The following is an 18237-nucleotide window of genomic DNA, read 5'->3' as shown; positions in this document are numbered from 1 at the left end:
GGCCGGGCGGCCACCACCCGCACAGGTGGCCGCCCGGTCCGCGCGTGCGCCCGCCCCCGGACGCGCCACGATGCCCCCGTGACGCCCGCCGCCTTCCCCGGGCCGCCCCGGTCCGTCAGTTGCCGTCGCCCATGCGGAGGCCGCCGGGTCGGTCGTGGGCCGACGGTTTCCGGAAGGCCAGTACGCCGAAGCGCGGGTCGGGGCGCGGGCGGTCCTGGTCCGGGAGCGCGGCCAGGCGCGCGGCGAACTCCTCGGTGCGCGGCTCGCCCGGCGGGAGCAGGGTGAACCAGCCGCGGCGCAGGTCGGCGATGGTGCTCCGGGGGCTGCGGCCCTGTCCGGCGCCGCGGAACGCGGTGCGGCCGGCCGGCCGGAACCCGTACCGGACGGCATGAGCCGTCACGGCGCCGGCGGCGTCCGCGGCGGGCCGGCGCGGGCGGGCGGCGAGGACGGCGTCGATGTCGCTGCCGACGTCGTGCGCGGCGGCCTTGTCCACGGTGGTGACGTACACCCCGCCGGGCCGCAGCACGCGCGCGCACTCGGCGACCACCGCCCGCACGTCCTCCGGGTCGTGCAGCAGGTGCAGCAGCCAGACGGTGGCGACCGCGTCGAAGGTGCCGCCGCGGAAGGGCAGCCGGCGGCCGTCGGCCCGGACGATCGCGCCGGGCAGCCGCGCCGCGGCCCTGCGCACCATGGCCGGGGTGGCGTCCGCACCGGTCACCCGCAGTTCCGGGCGGACGGCGGCGATCCGCCGGGTCACGCTCCCGGTGCCGCAGGCGACGTCGAGGAGGCTGCCCGGGCCGCCCGGTATCAGACCGAGCACGGCCCCCGCGGCAGCCTCGGCGCGGGCCTCGCCGCCGCGCAGGGCGTCGTAACGGCCGGCTTCCTTCTCGTAGTCCAGCACATCCCTCAGTGTGCTCCGTGGCCCGGCGCGATGTCCTCCACCCTGCGGGCGAGCGCGAAGTCCTTCTCGGTCACGGCGCCGCCCGCGCTGTGGGTGTGGACCGCGAGGGACACGGTGCGGTAGCCGAGGGTGAGGTCGGAGTGGTGGTCCAGCTCGTCCTGGACGGCGGCGATGTGCACGACCAGCGCCGCCGCCGCGACGTGCGAGGGGAGCCGGTAGGAGCGGGTCAGCCGGCCACCGTCGGCCGACCAGCCGGGCAGCTCGGTGAGCCGGTCCTCGATCTCCTGCTGCGACAGCGGTTCCACGGCCATGGCCGGGGCTCCCTTCATGAGGTGCGGTGTACCGGACACGGGTCCGGCGGTCCAGCCTGCCACGGGGGCCGGGGGCGCGGTACGGCGACGCGTCGGGGCCCGCGCGTCCGCCCCTCGATGGCCTCCGCCGTCCTGGACTAGGGTCGGCGGTATGACGATCGCCGCGTCGAGCCCGACCGCCTCCGCCGCCGCCCTCCCGGGCAAGGGGGTCGGGCCGTTGCTGCGCGCCTGGCGGGAGCGGCGGCGGATCTCCCAGCTGGAGCTGGCGCTGCGCGCCGACTCCTCCGCCCGGCACATCAGCTTCATCGAGACCGGCCGGTCCCGGCCGAGCGACGAGATGGTGCTGCGGCTCGCCGAGCAACTGGACGTGCCGGTGCGTGAGCGCAACTCCCTGCTGCTGGCGGCCGGTTACGCCCCGCGCTATCCGGAGACCCCGCTGGACGACCCGGCGCTGGACGCGCTGCGCGACGGCATGGAGCGTCTCATCCGGGGCTACGAGCCCTACCCCGCGCTGGTGGTCGACGCCGCGTACACGGTGGTCGCCGCGAACCGGGGCATCGCGATGCTGCTGGAGGGCGTGCCGGAGGAGCTGATGGCGCCTGCGCCGAACGCGATGCGGCTGACCCTGCACCCCGAGGGGCTGGCGCCGCGCATCCGGAACCTGCGCGAGTGGCGCGGGCACCTGCTGGCGCAGATGGAGCGGGAGATCGCCCTGCACCGCTCGGACCGGCTCCGCGCCCTGTACGAGGAGGTGGCGGCCTACCCGGTGCCCGGGCAGCCGCCCGGCGCCGAACCGGCCGATCCCGTCGCGTACTTCGCGCTGCCCCTGCGCATCGAGCACGACGGCCGGCTCCTGTCGTTCGTGTCCTCGATCTCCACGTTCAACACGCCGATGGACGTCACGGTCGCCGAACTCGCCATCGAGACGTTTCTGCCGGCGGACCAGGCGACCGCCAAGTACCTGCACACTCTGGTCGGTTGAGCCGTCCTCCCGGCAGCCGGCCGCCCCGGGGACGGGTACGGGACGGCGGCACATGACAGACTGCTGCCCGCGTACGTCGGTGTGCAGGGGAGGGGGGCGTGGCGTGAGTGAGCGGCGGGCTGCGCCCACCGTGGGTCAGGTGGTGCTCGGCAAACGGCTTCAGGAACTGCGCGAGGCGGCGGGGCTCAGCCGTGAGGAGGCCGCCCGCGTCCTGAGGGTGGCGTCGGCGACCGTACGGCGGATGGAGATGGCCGAGGTCGCGCTGAAGATCCCCTACGTGCAGGTGCTGCTGTCCACCTACGGGGTGGCCGGGGAGGAGACCGACGCGTTCGTGCGGCTGGCCGAGGAGGCGAACCAGCCGGGCTGGTGGCAGCGCTTCCACGACGTGCTGCCGGACTGGTTCAGCCTGTACGTCAGCCTGGAGGGCGCCGCCCGGATCATCCGCTCCTACGAGCCGCACTTCGTGCCCGGTCTGCTCCAGACCGAGGCGTACGCGCGCGCCGTCATGGAGGCCGGGACGATCGGGCAGACCTCGCCGGAGACGATCGAGCGGCATGTGTCGCTGCGCATGGAACGGCAGCGGCTGCTGGAGCGGGAGGACCCGCCCCACCTGTGGGTGATCATGGACGAGACGGTGCTCAGACGCCCGGTGAGCGCGCGGCCGCAGGTGATGCGGGAGCAGCTGGACCGGTTGCTGGAGTACGGCGAACGGGACCGCGTCACGCTCCAGATCGCCGAGTTCGCGGCCGGCCCGCACCCGGGGACGTACGCGCCGTTCACACTGTTCCGGTTCGCCGAGCCCGAGCTGCCGGACATGGTGTTCACCGAGTACCTGACCGGCGCGCTCTACCTGGACTCGCGCCGCGAGGTCGCCACGCACCTGGAGGTGCTGGACCACATGACGGCCCGGGCCGGGTCCGCCCGGCGCACGCGGGAGCTGCTGCTGGAGTACCGCGACCGTCGCTGAGCCCGCGGGCCCGTCAGGTGTGACCCGTACGGGTCCGGTGACGGGTGCGTTCCGGGACGCGGCCCTAGGTTCTGAGTACGGGGGCGGACCGAGGGAGCGCACGTGACCGACCCGCAGACACCGCCCGGGAACCCCGGTGCGGCTCCGCTCGCCGCCGGCCGTCTCCTCCGGCCGGGCCCGGCCGCACCCGGCCTTTCCGTACCCGGCCCCCACGACAGGGGCGGTCCGGTGCGGGAACCCTGATGCCCTCGGACGCGGTCCTCCACCAGGCGGCGGCCCTCTGTCTGACCTATCCGGACGAGAACCTCATCGCCCGTCTGCCCCTGCTGCGCGAGGCCGCTCCGCAGCTGCGCGGGTTCACCGACCACGCGGCCGTCACCCCCGCCCGGGAGCTGGCCGCCCACTACCAGCGGGTCTTCGCCGCCGGGCACCGGCACGGCCTGTACCTGAGCCGGTGGCGCGAAGGCCCCACCCCCCGGCGGGCGGCACTGGACCGCTTCGAGAGCCTCTACCGCCGGCACGGCCTGGAGTGCGACGGCGGGCGGCCGCCCGACTTCCTGCCCGCGGTCCTGGAGCTCACCGCGCGGACCGGCGACACCAGCGTGCTGACCGAGTACCGCGACGGACTGGAGCGGCTGCGCGCACGGCTGGCCGAGGACGGCACGCCGTACGCCGGCGTCCTGGACGCGGTGTGCGCCACCCTGCCGGCCGCGTACGGCTGAGCGGGACGACCGGGCGGGACGACCGGGAACCGCGATGCCGCGCCCCGGCCGGGGCGCGGCATCCGGGGACGGACGAGCGTCAGGCCAGCTCGGCCGTCAGGGTGATGGTCGTGCCGGTCAGGGCCTGGCTGACCGGGCAGTTCTTCTTGGCGTCCTCGGCGGCGGACGCGAAGCCCTCCGCGTCCACGCCCGGCACCTCGCCGCGCACGGTGAGGTGGATGCCGGTGATGCCCTCGCCCGGCTGGAAGGTGACGTCGGCCTTGGTCTCCAGCCGGGTGGGCGGAGTGCCGGCGCCGGCCAGGCCGTGCGAGAGGGCCATGGAGAAGCAGCTGGAGTGGGCGGCGGCGATCAGCTCCTCGGGGCTGGTCCTGCCGTTCGCCTGCTCGGCGCGCGAGGGCCACGACACCGGCTGCTGGCCGATGCCGGAGGAGTCGAAGGTGACGACGCCGTTGCCCTCGAGCAGGTTGCCTTCCCAGACGGTGTGGGCGGTGCGCGTGGTTGCCACGATGGTTCCTTTCGCGAGTGTCGCGTACGGGGTTCCCCGTGGCCCTATCCGATCACATCCGGGCTCGTCGCACGCTGCGGACGGCCCACGCGGCCCGGACGGCAGGCACATCGGGCGGCGGGGCGGCGGGCTCAGGCGGCCTGCTCCTCCTCGGCGGCGGCGGCGGTGAGCGGCACCTGCGGTCCGTCCAGTTCGCGCAGCCAGCGCCGCAGTACGCGGTGCACGTGCTCGGCGCCGGCCGGTTCCCCGCCGTCCTCGACCGGTGCGGACAGCTCCCGCGGGAAGAGCAGGAACGGACGGGACTGGGCGCCGCCGAGGCCGCCGTGGGAGCCGATCTGTTCCTCGAAGGCGAGGACCTCGCCGTCGGCGGGGTCGTAGGCGGAGTTCACCATGATGTCCGCGGTGTGCGGGAAGGAATGGGTGCGGCGGACGGCACCGGCGGCACCGGGGCCGAAGGGGGCCAGCGGGCCGGGGTCGTCGTCGAGCCGGGCCAGCGGTGTCTCGGCGCCGTCGGCGCCGAGCACCACGCCGTCGTGCTCGGCGCTGCGCACCAGGAGGAAACCGACGCCGGGGTGGTTGGCGAGGGTGGTGAGCAGCGCGGGGTAACGGGCGTCGATCTCCTCCTTGGTCATGCGGTGCGGGACGTCCGGGAAGGAGACCAGGCCGAGGTTGCCGGAGGCGAGCACGATCGGTTCGAACGCGCGGTCCGGGCCGTGGTGCTCGCCCTTGTGCCGCTCGGGCCGGCGCAGTGCGGCGCGGACGGTGGCGCGGGCCTCGGCGCCGCTGCGGGTGCGTTCGGCGCGGCGGGACACGGGCAGTCCGCAGCCGGCCCGGACGAGGTCGCCGAGGGTGAGGCCGTAGCGTGCGCGGAAGGTTTCGCCGGGGCTCTGTCCGTGGTCGGACAGGACGACGATCCGGTAGGGGCGCGGGGCGTGTTCGGCGACGCGTTCGATGAGGGCGAGGGACCGGTCGAGGCGCTGGAGGACCTTCTCGGCGTCGCGGCTGCGCGGTCCGGAGTGGTGGGCGACCTCGTCGTAGGCGACTAGGTCGGCGTAGACGGCGGTACGGCCGGCGAGCATGTCGCCCATGACCGCGGCGACCACGACGTCCCGCTCGATGACGGTGGCGAACGCGCGGATGAACGGGTAGAGGCCGCCCCGGCCGACCCGCGGGCGCTGCCGGCGTATACGGGCCCGGGCCGACTCGCCGATCTCGCGCGCCACCTCGGCGACGAAGCTGAGCGCGGTGCGGACGGCGTTGGCGGGGTCGCCGAAGTAGGCGAAGTACCCGGCGCGGGAGCGGTTCTCCCGGCCGCGGCGGCGGATCGCGATCGACAGCACGAGGGCCTGTTCACCGGCGCCGCCGCTGAAGAGGTTGCCGCGACTGGCGCCGTCGACGGCGAGCAGCCCGTCGTCGCCGGTGCGCAGGACGGCCCGGCGTTGCAGCTCGGCGGCGCTCGTCGGGCGGTTGCACACCATCACCTCGCCCCGGTCCTTCTCGTACCAGCGGAAGGCCGGCACGTCGAAGGTGCTGCCGTGCAGGATGCCGAGCTGGCTGGCGCCGGTCTGGCTGGACCAGTCGGTGCGCCAGGGCGTGAGGCGGTGGGTGGGCCGTGCGCCGTCCGCCCGCTCCTCCCCGGCGGCGGCCGGGGAGATGCCGTCCTGCGGGGACAGCCAGCGGGCGACCGTCGGCATCAGGCCCTTGCCGACCGCGTCCACGAGGACGTCGTGACCGACGCCGTCGAGCTGCACACAGACCAGCCCGGGGGCGCTCGGGCACGGTGGCGAGGCCCGGCGGTCGCGGCTGGCGAGGCGGAGCAGGCGCCGCCGGTAAGGCTCGTCGTCGCGGACGGTGAGGGCCCCACCGGTGGCGGAGGCGACGGCGGACATCACGGCGGCCACGATGACGGCGGTCTCGGGCGCGGCCTCGGCCCGGCCGGAGGGGCTGATGTACAGGGCGAGCAGCAGCAGGGAGCCGTTGAGGAAGAAGACGAGCAGGCCGAGGACGAGGGCGGGGACGAGCAGCAGGAGCCGGACGAGGAGCGGCCAGAGCACGGCGGAGAGCACACCGAAGGCGCCGGCGCCGCACGCGGCGGTCACGGCGATGCGGGTGGCGCTGTCGCCGTCGGGGGACTGGAGCCGGAAGTCGGGCAGGAGGCCGGCCAGGGCCAGCATGGTGGCCGTGGAGACCGCCCACACGGCGACGCTCCGTCCGATCTGACCGGCGGTCCGCCGCCACCGCACGTCTCGTAGGCCCCGCACGCCCCGTACCCCTCACGTCCCGGCCCGCTCCACCTACCGGGCCGGCTCCACCTTGTCATATGAGCCGACCGGGCCCAGGAGGGGCCTGCGCGGGTCACCGTCCGTCGTAGCCGGCCGTGGGCATGGACAGCCGCCGGTGCACCCGTGCCTTCGCCTGCGCGTCGTACGACGGCTCGGCCCGCCCGACCGTCTCCACGCGCACCCCCCGGCGGCCGCACTCGGCGGTGAACTCGTCGACCGACGAAAGGGCCCGCCGCAGCACCCGCAGGCTGGGGGCCACGAACAGGTCGACGCCGGGCCGGACCCCGTCCCACAGCGCGCTGTGGTCGAACCGCAGCCCGCCGACGAGGAGTTCACGGGCGATGACGTAGCCGTGCTCGGCGGCCCAGTGGGCGCACATGGCGTGCTGACTGCGCGAATCCACCAGGAAGGGGTCGGCCTCCAGCTCCTCCAGAGGTGTCAGGCTGGCGATGGCGGTCACCCGCACCGGCGTGAACGCGCCGAAGCAACCCAGCAGCTGTCCCATCGCCTACCCCTCACCTCCGGGTTTCGCCGACGACCCTACTCCTGCCCGTAGGCTTCGGGCAGTCGCGTGAAGGAGGCGAAGAAGGTGCCGGTGGAGATCACCTGGTGGGGTCACGCCACCTGCACGGTGGAGGACGCGAACACACGGGTGCTCACCGATCCCCTGTTCGCCCGCCGGCTGGCGCATCTGCGGCGCCGCCGGGGCGACGTGCCGCCCGCCGACGCCCGCCGCGCGGACGTGGTGCTCGTCTCCCATCTGCACGCCGACCATCTCCATGTGCCGTCGCTGGCCTGCCTGGAACCGGGCACGCGCCTGCTCGTGCCCCGGGGCGCACGACGGGCGGTACCGGGGCTGCGCCGGCTGCGGCACCTGCGGATCACGGAAGTGGCGCCCGGTGACGAGGTGTGCGCCGGCGGGCTGCTGATACGGGTGGTGCCGGCGCTGCACGACGGGCGGCGGCTGCCGCTGGGACCGCACCGCTCCCCCGCGCTGGGCTACGTCGTCGAGGGCGAGGCGCGGACCTACTTCGCCGGGGACACGGGGCTGTTCGACGCGATGGCCGAGCAGGTGGGGCCGGTGGACGTGGCGCTGCTGCCGGTGGGCGGCTGGGGACCGTACCTCGGGGAGGGGCATCTGGACGCGGGACGGGCGGCGCGGGCGCTGGCCCGGCTGGCCCCGCGGGACGCGGTCCCGGTGCACTACGGCACGTACTGGCCGATCGGCATGGACGCGGTGCGCCCGCACGAGTTCCACGCGCCGGGTGACGAGTTCGTGCGGCTCGCGGCGGAGGCCGCGCCCCGGGTGGCGGTGCACCGGCTCGGACACGGGGAGAGTGTGCGGCTGGAGGTCGCCCGGTGAGATGGCCGGCCGCCGCGGTGCTCGCCACCGCCATGACGTCGACCGTGCCCGACCCGACGCGGCAGGCGCTCGGCTATCCGTCGCTGTTCCTGCTCGTGCTGATCGGGGCGCTGGTGCCGGTGGTGCCGACCGGGGCGCTGGTGAGTGCGGCGGCGGTGGTGGCGTTCCACCGGACGGCGCCCTTCTCGCTGCTGCTGGTGTTCCTGACGGCGTCGCTGGCCGCGTTCCTGGGGGACGCGGCGCTGTACTGGCTGGGCCGGCGCGGACTGCGGTCGAAGAACGGGTCGCGGTGGCTGAAGGCGATCCGGTCGCGGGCCCCGGAGGAGCGGCTCGAGCAGGCCCAGGAGAAGCTGGCCGGGCACGGGGTGGCGGTACTGGTGCTGTCGCGGCTCGTGCCGGCCGGGCGAATACCGGTGATGCTGGCCTGTCTGCTGGCCGAGTGGCCGCTGCGGAGGTTCAGCCGGGGCAACCTGCCCGCTTGTCTGGCCTGGGCGGTGACCTACCAGGTGATCGGCATTCTGGGCGGCTCGCTGTTCAGCGAGCCGTGGGAGGGCGTCGTCGCGGCGATCGCACTGACCGTCCTGGTCAGCGTGGTGCCGGGGGTGGTACGGCGGGTGCGGTAGCCCTCCCGCCGAGGGTGGTACGGCGGGTGCGGTGGTCCTCCCGCCGGCGGTGCCGGGCCGTGACACCGCGTCAGTCCAGCACTCTGGAGGCCCCCACCGGCAGGTCCCACAGGTTCTCCCGGTCCAGTCCGGCCCGCTGCCAGGCGGCCCGTGTGCGGGTGAGGGGTTCGAGGACCGGTTCGGCGGACAGGACGAACGTGCCCCAGTGCATGGGGGCCATACGGCGGGCGCCCAGGTCCACGGTGGCCTGCACCGCCTCTTCGGGGTCGCAGTGGACGTCACTGAGCCACCAGCGGGGGTCGTAGGCGCCGACGGGCATCAGGGCGAGGTCGATGCCGGGGTAGCGGTGGCCGATGCGGGAGAACCAGTGGCCGTAGCCGGTGTCGCCGGCGAAGTACAGGCGCTGTCCTTCGGCGGCGGTGAGGACCCAGCCGCCCCAGAGGCTGTGGCAGGTGTCGGTAAGGGTGCGCTTGGACCAGTGGTGGGCCGGCACGAAGTCGAAGCGGACGCCGGACAGTTCGGCCCCCTCCCACCAGTCCAGCTCGGTCACGCGGGTGAACCGGCGCCGGCGGAACCAGCGGCCGAGCCCGGCGGGCACGAACACGGGTGTGTGACGCGGGAGTCGGCGCAGGGTGGGGGCGTCCAGGTGGTCGTAGTGGTTGTGGCTGATGACGACGGCGTCGACGCGGGGCAGGGAGTCCCAGGGCACGCCGACCGGGGTGATGCGGGCCGGGGTGCCGAGGATGCGGCGGGACCAGACGGGGTCCGTGAGGACGGTGAGCCCGCCGATGCGGACGACCCAGCTGGCGTGTCCCGCCCAGGTGACGGCGACGGTACGGGTGTCGACGCGGGGCAGCGGCGCCGGCTCGTACGGCAGCCGGGAAAGGTCGGCGAGGCCGTCCGGGCCGGGGCGTACGGCGCCTTCGCGGGCGAAGCGGGCCATGGCCCTGAGGCCGGGCAGCGGGGCGGTGAGCCGGTCGCGGAAGGTCCGGGGCCACACCCGGTGCTCGCCCAGCGGGCGGGGCTCGGCCGGCGGCGGGGACGGGGGCGCGAGGGGAGCCGGCGTGCCGGGTGTGCCGGCCGGCGTGGTCGTCGGGGCCGGACCGGGCTCGTGCGTCTGCGTCATCGAGGAGACTCCCGTCGCTGAGCGTCGTCGCGGAGATCGCCGAAGGCCGACCTCAAGGAGGTCAGCGCGCGGTGAAGGTGTGGCAGTTCCAGCGGTGCGGGGGACGTGAGGCATTCCAGGCGCTCCTGAGCCGTGCCGCCCAGCAGGGCTCCGGTGGAGAGCCGTACCCGCAGCGCCCCCAGCTCGTCGCCGAAGCGGTGACCGCCGGGCGCGGGGATGCCGAGCCGGGCGGTGAGCACGTCCTCCAGTTCCTGCGCGTCGCCGACGCCCTGGGCGGCGAGCGGTTCGCGCAGCGGGCCGAGGTCGGCGTACAGGTGGCGGCCGGCCTGCGGCGGCCGGGCGAACGCGCCGGCGGCGACCACCGCTGTGTGCGCGGCGGCGGCCACGCGCGCGTGCAGCCGTACGGTGGCCTCGCGCCGCTCGATGACGGGCGGGGGCTCGTCGAGGGCGTAGCCGGCGGCCGCGGCGACCGGCGCGGCGATGCGGGCGCCCAGTGCGGTGAGGATGTCGAGCACGCGCGCGTGCAGGTGCCGTCCGGTGGTGGTGTCCGGGAACCGGGCGACGGCGGCGGGCCAGCCGGCGGGCAGCAGGGCGCCGGCCAGGTCGCTGACGACGGTGACCCGGTCGGGCAGCATCTCGGCGGGGCTGAGCAGGACCGTCTCGTGCGGGGCGTGCAGGGTGTCGCGCCAGGTCTCGTCGCTGACCAGGTGCAGGCCCTCGGCGGTGGCGGCCTCCAGGGTCTCGTGCAGCAGTTCGGGCGGGGCGACGGTGGCGGTGGGGTCGTCGGCGACGGACAGCACCAGCAGCCGTGGGTCGCCGCCCTCGGCGCGGAGCCGGCGGACGGTCTCCAGGAGGGCGTACGGGTCGGGGACACCGCCGCTCTCGGCGGTCGTCGGCACGTGGTAGACGGGCCGCCCGAGGATCCGGGCGTACGGCGCCCACCAGGCGGCGCAGGGGCGGGGCACGAGGACGTCGGCGCCGTCACCGGCGAGCGCGGCGGTCAGTGCGAGCAGCAGGGCGGGGGCGCCGGGACCGGCGGCCACCTGGTCGGGGACGGTGGGCAGTCCGCGCCGGGTCCAGTAGCCGCAGGCCGCCTCCAGCAGGGCGGGGGCGCCGCCGACGGGCTGGGCGTCGGAGCGGCTCGCGGCGGCGGCGAGGACGGCGGAGAGTTCCGGGAGGACGGGCAGTCCGTCGGCGGGGAGGGGCGGGCCGTAGCGGACGGGGCCGTGGTCCTCGCCGGGATCCGTCCGCCGCATGTCCGCCTCCGCGCAGTCCGTCGTGCCGTCGTGCCGCCCGGTCCGGGCCGCGCTGTCCGTCCGGGTCCCGCTGCTCCCGCCGGTCGCCGCCGTCCTGGCTGCCGGGGGTGCCGCCGTGTGTGTGCCGTCGTTCGTTCCGTCGCCGTGCTCTCGCGAAGGTGTCTACCCGCCCGGTGGCCCTCCATGAGCGGCGGCGCGGTCGCCCGGGTCACATCTGCGTGGACCGGTCCCCCGCGGAGCGCCTGCGGCCGTACAGCCGGTAACCGGCTCCGACGCAGGCCGCCGCGATGAACACGCCGCCGGTGACGAGGGCGGGCACGGAGTCGGCGAAGGTGCCGCCCTCGCCCGCCTCCACCCCGCGCTGGACGGTGGCCGGGGCGCATCCGGCGCCGTCCTGGGACTCGCGGCAGTCGGGACGGCCGTCCGGGCAGGACCCGCCGGAGGTCTCCCCGCACCGGTGTCCCCCATCGGCACAGGACGCCGCGCCGACGCACTGCTGGCCCCCGTCCTGCTTGCCACCGCCCCCGTCCTGCCTACCCCCGCCCCCGTCCTGCTTGCCCCCGTCCTGCCTACCCCCGCCCCCGTCCTGCTTGCCCCCGTCCTGTCTGCCGCCGTCCTGCTTGCCGCCGCCGTCCTGCTTACCCCCGCCACCGTCCTGTCTGCCGCCGGCGTCCTGCTTGCCGGCGTCGTCCTTGCCGGGCTCGTGGCACTGCTCGCCCGGCCCGCAGGCCTGCCGCTCCGGGCACAACTCGTCCTGCGGGCAGCGCGTGTCCGCCTGGCAGGCGCCCCCTTCCTCGCACAGCGCGCCCACCTCGCCGGCGCAGGGTGCGCCCCCCTCGCACGCGTCGGCGGTGCCTCCGGGGGCGGACGGGCAGGCGCCGTCCGGCGGAGCGGCGCCGAGCGGGTCCGGCGCCGCTCCGGGGAGGGAGTCGCAGGGGACGGAGAGGGTGGCGGCGGGGACGGCGACGGCGGTGGGCCCGGTCAGGGCGAGCGCGGCACCGGCGGCGAAGGCGACGGACAGGGCGCGGACGGTGCGGCGCATGGGAGGGACTCCTCGGCGGGCGGCGGGGCGGTCGGACGGCGGTACGCCGGCGCACCGGTACGACGGCAACGCCGTGCGGCGCCCGGGTACGGGGCACGGGTCGTGCCCTCGCTGCCATCACAGCCCGCCCAGCGCCGTACCGCGCGCGGCCGGACCCCATTCGCGGGACACACGGGGCCAGGCGGGTGACGGGGCGTGCCGGAGGGGCCGGCCCGAGGTTTTCCGTCCTCCGGGCAGGTGACTCGGAGCGTGCTGACCGGATCGTCCGCTTCGCACTGCACCGGGGAGGTCTCTCCATGAGCACCAAGGTCTCCGACCACATTCTCGAGCGCCTGCGCGCCTGGGGTGTGGAGCAGGTCTTCGCCTACCCGGGCGACGGGATCAACGGCCTGCTGGCCGCCTGGGGCAGGGCCGAGGACCAGCCGCGTTTCATCCAGTCGCGGCACGAGGAGATGTCCGCCTTCGAGGCGGTGGGGTACGCCAAGTTCAGCGGCCGTATCGGCGTGTGCGCGGCGACATCGGGGCCCGGCGCCGTCCACCTGCTCAACGGCCTGTACGACGCCAAGCTGGACCATGTGCCGGTGCTGGCCATCGTCGGCCAGACCAACCGGACCGCGATGGGCGGTTCCTACCAGCAGGAGATCGACCTGCACACGCTGTACAAGGACGTCGCCTCGGAGTTCGTGGAGACGGTGACGGTGCCGGAACAGCTGCCGAACGTGCTCGACCGGGCGATCCGCACCGCGTACGCCCGGCGCTGCCCGACGGCCCTGATCATCCCCGGTGACGTGCAGGAACTGGACTACTCGCCGCCGACGCACGAGTTCAAGATGGTGCCCTCCAGCCTGGGCATGAGCGACTACACGGCGATCCCGACGGACGACGCGCTGCGCCGGGCCGCGGACGTGCTGAACGCGGGCGACAAGGTCGCGATCCTGATCGGCCAGGGTGCCTCGGGCGCGGTCGCGGAGGTGCAGGAGATCGCCGAACTGCTCGGCGCCGGGGTGGCGAAGGCGCTGCTCGGCAAGGACGTGCTGAGCGACGAACTGCCGTACGTCACCGGGCCGATCGGGCTGCTGGGCAGCCGGCCGTCGTACGAGATGATGCGGGACTGCGACACGCTGCTGACGATCGGTTCGTCGTTCCCGTACACGCAGTTCATGCCGGACTTCGGCAAGGCGCGCGGTGTGCAGATCGACATCGACCCGCACATGATCGGTATGCGCTACCCGTACGAGGTGAACCTCGTCGGCGACGCCCGGGCGACACTGCGGCGGCTGATCCCGCTGCTGACGACGGACCGGGGCGGACGCGAGTGGCGCGACACCGTGTGCGCGAACGTGCGGCGCTGGCACGAGACCATGGACCGGCGGGCCGCGCAGTCGGCCGACCCGATCAACCCCGAGTACGTGGCCCGGGCGCTGGATCCGCTGCTGCCCGACAACGCGATCCTGACCTCGGACTCCGGGTCGGTCGCGAACTGGTACGCGCGGCACATCACCATGCGGCCGGGCATGCGGGGTTCGCTGTCGGGGACGCTGGCGACGATGGGCCCGGGGGTGCCGTACGCGATCGGGGCAAAGTTCGCCCATCCGGACCGGCCGGTGTTCGCCCTCGTCGGGGACGGGGCGATGCAGATGAACGGCCTGGCCGAGATGATCACGGCGGCGAAGTACCGGGACCGCTGGTCCGATCCGCGGCTCGTGGTGGCCGTGTGGAACAACCAGGACCTGAACCAGGTGACCTGGGAGATGCGCGCGATGGAGGGCTCCCCGTCGTTCCTGCCGTCGCAGTCCCTCCCGGACGTGCAGTACGCGGCGTTCGCCCGCTCGCTCGGCCTGACCGGTATCCGGGTGGAGAAGGCGGAGGACGTGGAGGCGGGCTGGCGTGCGGCCCTGGAGGCGGACGGGCCGGCGGTGATCGAGTTCCTCACCGACCCGGCCGTACCGCCGATCCCGCCGCACGCCACCTGGGAGCAGATGGAGGCGACGGCCAAGTCGGTCCTGAAGGGCGACGCCGACCGGAGCTCGATGATCAAACAGGGCCTGAAGGCGAAGTTCCAGGAGTTCCTGCCGGGCGGTGGCAAGCAGTAGCCGCGCGGCTGCCGCACGGCACCGGCCTACCGGTAGAAGACCGCTACGCCCCCGTGGTGCGAGCACGCGCCCTGATGATGGGCGGCGTACGAGTAGGTGCCGTCGTTGCAGAGGGCGGTGGCGCCGTTCGACGCGTCGCCTGAACCACCCGAGGAGCTCGAACTCCCGCTTCCGGACGACCCGCCCGACGCGTCACCGCCGCCTGTCGAACCCGCGGCGGCCGCGTGCGCGGTGACGGTGACCCTCACCTTCACCTTGACCGTCTTCGTCGCCGTCACCGTCGGCGCGGGCGCGGGCGTCGCGGTCTCCGTGGCCGTTGCCGTGGCCGTCGCGGTGACGGTCGCGGTCGCGGTCGGCCGCACCATCGCGGCCGCCGCCTTCACATCGTTGCCGTTCCCGTTGCTCTGACCGTCGGCGCCGGCGCCGATGCCGAGGAAGAAGGCGAGTCCGATGGCGGGCAGTACGTAGCGCTTCCGCGCCCACCGCGGTGCCGTTCTGACAGGCGGCTGCGGCGGCATGGTGTACGGGTCGTTCATGTGTCCCCCCAGGGCACGTCGGAGCGTCGACCGTAACGCCCCCTGTGAAGACCGCGTGTTGCTTCGGTGTAGTAGTCATCTGTTTGTTATTCAACTGTCGTCCGCCTCCCGGTCACCGTGGCAGCACGCCGGTCCGGCGAGCTGTGTCCCGGTTCTCGCCGACCCCTGTTACGCGAGCGCCCATCCGGGTACGCGGTGCGGACCGTCGACCCTCTGGAGGGAGACATGCAGCGAGGCAGTAACCGGCTGAGCGTCCACCGTGACGACGAGATGAAGCATGAGCTGAGGGGGTTGCTGAGGTCCGGGCATCCCACCCGCGTCGAGGAGTGGCACGATCCCGAACCGGCCGCGGACGACGATCCGGAGGTCTGGAGCGGCCCGGTGGGCGGCCTGGGCTCCCCGGCGTCGCTGGAGCGGACGAGGCTGGAGCTGGCCCGGCACCTGAGCCGGCACGCGTTCCCCGCGAAGCCGGACGAGGTGGCCCGGGCGCTGCGCCGGAACAACGCGCCCGGCGGGCTGATCGACGCCGTGGCCGCCCTGCCGCACGGGCAGCGCTACGAGAACGCGCAGCAGCTTGCGGAGGCACTGGCGGGCGGCGAGTGAGCGGGGGCCCGGCTCTGATCGTGAGTGGCGGCACGGTCGACGCGACCGACGCGGTTCCCGCTGCCGGTGCGGCGATCGGGGCGTGCGTGCTGCTGCCGTACGGCGATGAGCTGATGCGGTGCCGGCGGGCGGCCCGGGACAGGAAGCGGCGTGCCCGGACGCACCGGGCCGTGTCGCGGAAAGTGAAAGGAAGCTGAGGATCATGCGTATCGCGTTTCTGGTGGCCCCCGAGGGCGTCGAGCAGGTCGAGCTGACCGATCCCTGGCAGGCGGCCTCCGAAGCGGGGCACGAACCGGTGCTGGTGTCGACGGAATCCGGGAAGGTCCAGGCGTTCAACCATCTGGACAAGGCGGACACGTTCCCCGTGGACGAGGTGGTGGGTGAGGCGTCGGCCGGGTCGTTCGGCGGTCTGGTGCTGCCGGGCGGCGTCGCGAACCCGGACTTCCTGCGGATGGACGAGAAGGCCGTCGCGTTCGTGAAGGACTTCTTCGAGCAGGGCCGTCCGGTAGCCGCGATCTGCCACGCGCCGTGGACGCTGGTGGAGGCGGGTGTCGTGCGGGGCCGGGTGCTGACGTCCTGGCCGAGTCTGCGCACGGACATCGAGAACGCCGGCGGCACCTGGGTGGACGAGCAGGTGAAGATCTGCGACCACGGTTCCAACAAGCTGGTGACCAGCCGCAAGCCGGACGACCTGAAGGCGTTCTGCGACGCGTTCCTGCACGTGTTCGCCGGCGAGACGGCCGGCTGACCGTCACCCGTCCCGGACGCGGCAGGGGCCGGCCCGCGGGGGCCGGCCCCTGCCGCTGCCCGGGGGTGCCGGTCGCCGCGGGCCGTCAGGTGCCCGAGGTGCCCGGGGCCGCCGTCTCGCCGCTGCCCCGCTCCCGGGCGCCCTCGCGGGTGCGGGACGCGCTGACCAGGCGGCGCGGGTTGCGGCGCAGGAACTCGCCCTCCAGCTGCGCCATGCGCTCGTTGTGGGCCCGCAGCGCGTCGTTCGAGCCGTACAGGAGGGTGTCGTGGCGCGTGCGGTGGATCGTCTCCAGCTCCTTCATGAGCTGCTGGTCGTCCAGCCGGCTGGGGTCGACTCCGGTCGTGGTGGTGCCCCGCTCATCGTGTTCGTTCATGCGGTCCGGGTACCCCGCCCGGCACCCGCTGCCCCCGGACGTTTTCCCGGGGAGTCACCGGGCGCGCTCGACCCGGCGTTCGTCCCAGACCGGTTCGGGGGTCTCGCGGACCCGGCCGTCGCTGCCGAAGACCAGGAAGCGGTCGAAGGAGCGGGCGAACCAGCGGTCGTGGGTGACCGCGAGCACCGTCCCCTCGAACGCCTCCAGACCCTCCTGGAGGGCCTCGGCGGACTCCAGGTCGAGGTTGTCGGTCGGCTCGTCCAGGAGGAGCGCGGTGGCGCCCGCGAGCTCCAGCAGCAGGATCTGGAACCGGGCCTGCTGGCCGCCGGAGAGCCGGTCGAAGCTCTGCTCGGCCTGCTGGGTCAGTTCGTAGCGGCGCAGCCGGGACATCGCGGCGCCGCGGTCCTGGGCGTGTTCCTTCCAGAGGATGTCGAGGAGGGTGCGGCCCCGGAGTTCGGGGTGGGCGTGGGTCTGGGCGAAGTGGCCGGGTACGACGCGCGCGCCGATCTTCCACTGCCCCGTGTGCTTCACGTCCTCGCCGGCGAGCAGGCGCAGGAAGTGCGACTTGCCGGAGCCGTTGGAGCCGAGCACGGCGACCCGTTCGCCGTAGAAGACCTCCAGGTCGAACGGCTGCATCAGGCCGGTCAGCTCCAGCCCCTGGCAGGTGACGGCCCTGATGCCGGTCCGGCCGCCCTTCAGGCGCATGGTGATGTCCTGCTCGCGGGGCGGCTCCGGCGGCGGGCCGGCCTCCTCGAACTTGCGCAGGCGGGTCTGCGCTGCCTGGTAGCGGGAGGCCATCTCGTGGCTGACGGCGGCGGCCTGCCGGAGGCTGAGGACGAGCTTCTTCAGCTGGGCGTGCTTCTCGTCCCAGCGGCGGCGCAGTTCCTCGAAGCGGGCGAAGCGTTCCCGGCGGGCCTCGTGGTAGGTGGCGAAGCCGCCGCCGTGCACCCAGGCGTCGGCGCCGGCCGGGCCCGGCTCCACGGAGACGATCTTCTCGGCGGCACGGGCGAGGAGTTCGCGGTCGTGGGAGACGAACAGGACCGTCTTCCGGGTCTCCCGCAGCTGTTCCTCCAGCCAGCGCTTGCCGGGCACGTCGAGGTAGTTGTCCGGTTCGTCCAGCAGGAGCACCTCGTCGGTGCCGCGCAGCAGCGCCTCCAGCACCAGCCGCTTCTGCTCGCCGCCGGAGAGGGTGCGCACCTGCCGCCATTGGGCGCGTTCGTACGGCATGCCGAGCGCGGCGGTGGTGCACATGTCCCACAGGGTCTCGGCCTCGTAGCCGCGGGCCTCGGCCCAGTCGGAGAGGGCCTGCGCGTACCCCATCTGGGCGGCTTCGTCATCGACGGTCATGAGGGCGTGCTCGGCCTCGTCGACGGCTTTCGCGGCCTGGCGGAGTCGGGGCGGGGCGACGGAGACGAGCAGGTCCCGCACGGTCGTCTCGTCGCGTACGGAGCCCACGAACTGGCGCATCACGCCGAGGCCGCCACCGACGGTGACCGTGCCGCCGTGCGGCTTGAGCTCGCCGGAGACCAGCCGCAGCAGGGTGGTCTTGCCGGCGCCGTTCGGGCCGACCAGGGCCACGACGGCGCCTTCGCCGACCCGGAAGGACACGTCACCGAGCAGCGTCCTGCCGTCGGGGAGGTGGTACTCGAGGTGCGCGGCTTCCAGATGTCCCATGGGCAGGCATTCTCCGGGTCGCCCGGGACCCGGGGCAAACCGTTATCAACGGCGCCGGGCGGCGCCCGCTCCGGCCCCGGCGACGTCAGAGCCCCTTCTCGGACCCCCGGGACGGTGACGCCCGGCGTGC

General features: G+C 74.4%; 19 protein-coding genes. 8 read left to right on the top strand and 11 right to left on the bottom strand.

Features of this window, described 5'->3' with window-relative positions:
- Positions 1–115: 115 nt before the first annotated feature.
- Positions 116–901: a class I SAM-dependent methyltransferase gene (locus AB0F03_RS27865; protein WP_361996699.1), complete on the bottom strand. Its 786-nt coding sequence runs from the start codon at positions 899–901 to the stop codon at positions 116–118.
- Positions 902–906: 5 nt separating this feature from the next.
- Positions 907–1212, bottom strand: a complete 306-nt coding sequence (locus AB0F03_RS27860; protein ID WP_361996725.1) for a 4a-hydroxytetrahydrobiopterin dehydratase — start codon at positions 1210–1212, stop codon at positions 907–909.
- Between the two features lie 151 nt (positions 1213–1363).
- Between AB0F03_RS27860 and AB0F03_RS27855 the strand changes: the two genes are divergently transcribed.
- The 3 genes from AB0F03_RS27855 (at position 1364) to AB0F03_RS27845 (ending at position 3883) form a co-directional block, all read left to right on the top strand.
- Entirely contained in the window at positions 1364–2194 is an 831-nt protein-coding gene (locus tag AB0F03_RS27855; RefSeq protein ID WP_361996697.1) for a helix-turn-helix transcriptional regulator, read from the top strand.
- A gap of 103 nt (positions 2195–2297) precedes the next feature.
- On the top strand, positions 2298–3161 hold the full coding sequence (locus tag AB0F03_RS27850) for a helix-turn-helix transcriptional regulator (RefSeq protein ID WP_361996695.1): 864 nt from the start codon (positions 2298–2300) through the stop codon (positions 3159–3161).
- 242 nt (positions 3162–3403) lie between these two features.
- Positions 3404–3883 (top strand): molecular chaperone TorD family protein, encoded by a 480-nt coding sequence (locus tag AB0F03_RS27845; protein WP_361996693.1) that lies wholly within the window; start codon positions 3404–3406, stop codon positions 3881–3883.
- A gap of 79 nt (positions 3884–3962) precedes the next feature.
- Here the strand turns inward: AB0F03_RS27845 and AB0F03_RS27840 are convergent, their stop codons facing one another.
- From AB0F03_RS27840 to AB0F03_RS27830, 3 genes are all read right to left on the bottom strand, one after another.
- Positions 3963–4388, bottom strand: coding sequence for an OsmC family protein (locus AB0F03_RS27840; RefSeq protein WP_356825008.1), 426 nt, complete (start codon positions 4386–4388; stop codon positions 3963–3965).
- Between the two features lie 131 nt (positions 4389–4519).
- Positions 4520–6649, bottom strand: a complete 2130-nt coding sequence (locus tag AB0F03_RS27835; protein ID WP_361996691.1) for a phage holin family protein — start codon at positions 6647–6649, stop codon at positions 4520–4522.
- Between the two features lie 94 nt (positions 6650–6743).
- Positions 6744–7175, bottom strand: a complete 432-nt coding sequence (locus tag AB0F03_RS27830; RefSeq protein ID WP_361996690.1) for a hypothetical protein — start codon at positions 7173–7175, stop codon at positions 6744–6746.
- An 84-nt stretch (positions 7176–7259) separates the two neighbouring features.
- Here AB0F03_RS27830 and AB0F03_RS27825 point away from each other — a divergent pair, with 84 nt between their 5' ends.
- Together AB0F03_RS27825 and AB0F03_RS27820 are read left to right on the top strand one after the other, a co-directional pair.
- Positions 7260–8033 carry an MBL fold metallo-hydrolase gene (locus tag AB0F03_RS27825; protein ID WP_361996723.1) on the top strand — a complete coding sequence of 258 codons (774 nt, stop codon included), beginning with the start codon at positions 7260–7262 and terminating at the stop codon, positions 8031–8033.
- Positions 8034–8065: 32 nt separating this feature from the next.
- On the top strand, positions 8066–8656 hold the full coding sequence (locus tag AB0F03_RS27820; RefSeq protein ID WP_361996721.1) for a VTT domain-containing protein: 591 nt from the start codon (positions 8066–8068) through the stop codon (positions 8654–8656).
- A gap of 70 nt (positions 8657–8726) precedes the next feature.
- Here AB0F03_RS27820 and AB0F03_RS27815 read toward each other — a convergent pair whose 3' ends face one another.
- From AB0F03_RS27815 to AB0F03_RS27805, 3 genes are all read right to left on the bottom strand, one after another.
- Positions 8727–9782 carry an MBL fold metallo-hydrolase gene (locus AB0F03_RS27815; protein ID WP_361996688.1) on the bottom strand — a complete coding sequence of 352 codons (1056 nt, stop codon included), beginning with the start codon at positions 9780–9782 and terminating at the stop codon, positions 8727–8729.
- A complete protein-coding gene (locus AB0F03_RS27810; RefSeq protein ID WP_361996686.1) occupies positions 9779–11038 on the bottom strand; it encodes an aminotransferase class I/II-fold pyridoxal phosphate-dependent enzyme in 1260 nt (419 codons plus the stop codon). The genes AB0F03_RS27815 and AB0F03_RS27810 overlap by 4 nt, the downstream gene beginning before the upstream one ends.
- A gap of 208 nt (positions 11039–11246) precedes the next feature.
- Positions 11247–12080 (bottom strand): hypothetical protein, encoded by an 834-nt coding sequence (locus AB0F03_RS27805; RefSeq protein WP_361996684.1) that lies wholly within the window; start codon positions 12078–12080, stop codon positions 11247–11249.
- A 296-nt stretch (positions 12081–12376) separates the two neighbouring features.
- Between AB0F03_RS27805 and AB0F03_RS27800 the strand changes: the two genes are divergently transcribed.
- Entirely contained in the window at positions 12377–14173 is a 1797-nt protein-coding gene (locus AB0F03_RS27800) for a thiamine pyrophosphate-requiring protein (protein WP_361996682.1), read from the top strand.
- A 26-nt stretch (positions 14174–14199) separates the two neighbouring features.
- Here the strand turns inward: AB0F03_RS27800 and AB0F03_RS27795 are convergent, their stop codons facing one another.
- Complete coding sequence (locus AB0F03_RS27795) at positions 14200–14709, bottom strand: DUF3761 domain-containing protein (RefSeq protein ID WP_361996681.1); 510 nt, start codon at positions 14707–14709, stop codon at positions 14200–14202.
- Positions 14710–14934: 225 nt separating this feature from the next.
- Here AB0F03_RS27795 and AB0F03_RS27790 point away from each other — a divergent pair, with 225 nt between their 5' ends.
- Entirely contained in the window at positions 14935–15312 is a 378-nt protein-coding gene (locus tag AB0F03_RS27790; RefSeq protein WP_361996679.1) for a DUF2795 domain-containing protein, read from the top strand.
- Between the two features lie 202 nt (positions 15313–15514).
- A complete protein-coding gene (locus AB0F03_RS27785; protein WP_361996677.1) occupies positions 15515–16060 on the top strand; it encodes a type 1 glutamine amidotransferase domain-containing protein in 546 nt (181 codons plus the stop codon).
- Positions 16061–16145: 85 nt separating this feature from the next.
- Here AB0F03_RS27785 and AB0F03_RS27780 read toward each other — a convergent pair whose 3' ends face one another.
- Together AB0F03_RS27780 and AB0F03_RS27775 are read right to left on the bottom strand one after the other, a co-directional pair.
- Complete coding sequence (locus AB0F03_RS27780; RefSeq protein WP_361996675.1) at positions 16146–16433, bottom strand: DUF6158 family protein; 288 nt, start codon at positions 16431–16433, stop codon at positions 16146–16148.
- Positions 16434–16487: 54 nt separating this feature from the next.
- Positions 16488–18107: an ATP-binding cassette domain-containing protein gene (locus tag AB0F03_RS27775; protein WP_361996673.1), complete on the bottom strand. Its 1620-nt coding sequence runs from the start codon at positions 18105–18107 to the stop codon at positions 16488–16490.
- Between the last annotated feature and the right edge of the window lie 130 nt (positions 18108–18237).

The organism is Streptomyces sp. NPDC028722 (genome assembly GCF_040637655.1).
Taxonomy (GTDB): Bacteria; Actinomycetota; Actinomycetes; order Streptomycetales; family Streptomycetaceae; genus Streptomyces.
Note: the sequence above shows the minus strand (reverse complement) of the source record. Positions and strands in the feature narration are given on the sequence as shown.

Excerpts from the sequence above, each read along its gene's own strand:
- AB0F03_RS27860 (WP_361996725.1), bottom strand. The coding sequence starts at position 1,212 with ATGGCCGTGGAACCGCTGTCGCAGCAGGAGATCGAGGACCGGCTCACC.
- AB0F03_RS27855 (WP_361996697.1), top strand. The coding sequence starts at position 1,364 with ATGACGATCGCCGCGTCGAGCCCGACCGCCTCCGCCGCCGCCCTCCCG.
- AB0F03_RS27845 (WP_361996693.1), top strand. The coding sequence starts at position 3,404 with ATGCCCTCGGACGCGGTCCTCCACCAGGCGGCGGCCCTCTGTCTGACC.
- AB0F03_RS27830 (WP_361996690.1), bottom strand. The coding sequence starts at position 7,175 with ATGGGACAGCTGCTGGGTTGCTTCGGCGCGTTCACGCCGGTGCGGGTG.
- AB0F03_RS27820 (WP_361996721.1), top strand. The coding sequence starts at position 8,066 with ATGACGTCGACCGTGCCCGACCCGACGCGGCAGGCGCTCGGCTATCCG.
- AB0F03_RS27815 (WP_361996688.1), bottom strand. The coding sequence starts at position 9,782 with ATGACGCAGACGCACGAGCCCGGTCCGGCCCCGACGACCACGCCGGCC.
- AB0F03_RS27810 (WP_361996686.1), bottom strand. The coding sequence starts at position 11,038 with ATGCGGCGGACGGATCCCGGCGAGGACCACGGCCCCGTCCGCTACGGC.
- AB0F03_RS27805 (WP_361996684.1), bottom strand. The coding sequence starts at position 12,080 with ATGCGCCGCACCGTCCGCGCCCTGTCCGTCGCCTTCGCCGCCGGTGCC.
- AB0F03_RS27800 (WP_361996682.1), top strand. The coding sequence starts at position 12,377 with ATGAGCACCAAGGTCTCCGACCACATTCTCGAGCGCCTGCGCGCCTGG.
- AB0F03_RS27795 (WP_361996681.1), bottom strand. The coding sequence starts at position 14,709 with ATGAACGACCCGTACACCATGCCGCCGCAGCCGCCTGTCAGAACGGCA.
- AB0F03_RS27790 (WP_361996679.1), top strand. The coding sequence starts at position 14,935 with ATGCAGCGAGGCAGTAACCGGCTGAGCGTCCACCGTGACGACGAGATG.
- AB0F03_RS27785 (WP_361996677.1), top strand. The coding sequence starts at position 15,515 with ATGCGTATCGCGTTTCTGGTGGCCCCCGAGGGCGTCGAGCAGGTCGAG.
- AB0F03_RS27780 (WP_361996675.1), bottom strand. The coding sequence starts at position 16,433 with ATGAACGAACACGATGAGCGGGGCACCACCACGACCGGAGTCGACCCC.
- AB0F03_RS27775 (WP_361996673.1), bottom strand. The coding sequence starts at position 18,107 with ATGGGACATCTGGAAGCCGCGCACCTCGAGTACCACCTCCCCGACGGC.